This window comes from Vibrio sp. 2132-1, from assembly GCF_033344315.1.
Genome location: NZ_JAWPON010000873.1, coordinates 1 through 514, shown reverse-complemented (window position 1 = coordinate 514; position 514 = coordinate 1). Strand labels below are relative to the sequence as shown.

At 46.5% G+C, this 514-nt stretch carries 1 protein-coding gene; it reads right to left on the bottom strand.

Annotated features, from left to right (window positions below; genetic code table 11):
* A partial coding sequence (locus R8N47_RS28480; protein WP_318186518.1) for a sensor histidine kinase occupies positions 1–514 on the bottom strand: 514 nt, incomplete at both ends.

Sequence of the window (514 nt, the reverse complement as noted above, 5' to 3'; positions counted from 1 at the left end):
AGTGATTGCTGACGTGACTCAACCCCACGCCAGTGTCTTTCACTTCAATTTGCAACAGCTGTTTCTCTTGCTTTATCAGCAATTGGACTTCGCCACCTTCACGTTTTGGCTCGATGCCGTGAATAATGGCGTTCTCTACCAAAGGTTGCAGCATCATCGGAGGCAACTCTGTATTTCCTAACCCTTCTTGCACCTCGATTGTGTAACTTAAGCGCTCGCCTAAACGAATTTTTTGAATACCCAGATAAGCGTCAATCAAGGCGATTTCATTCTCAACCGTGGTGTGATCCTCACGCGAGTTTTTTAGCGTTGCACGCAATAACGCCGTGAGTTGATCCAACATTTGTTTGGCTTTATCGACGTCTTGCGACATCAACGCGCTGATATTGGCAAGCGTATTAAACAGAAAATGCGGCTCAATTTGGCTTTGCATCTGCTTGAGCTGGCTGAGTAAAAGGGCTCGTTCTTGTTCGGCGTTTTCACGTTTGATGCTCTCTAGCTCACGCTGTGCAAT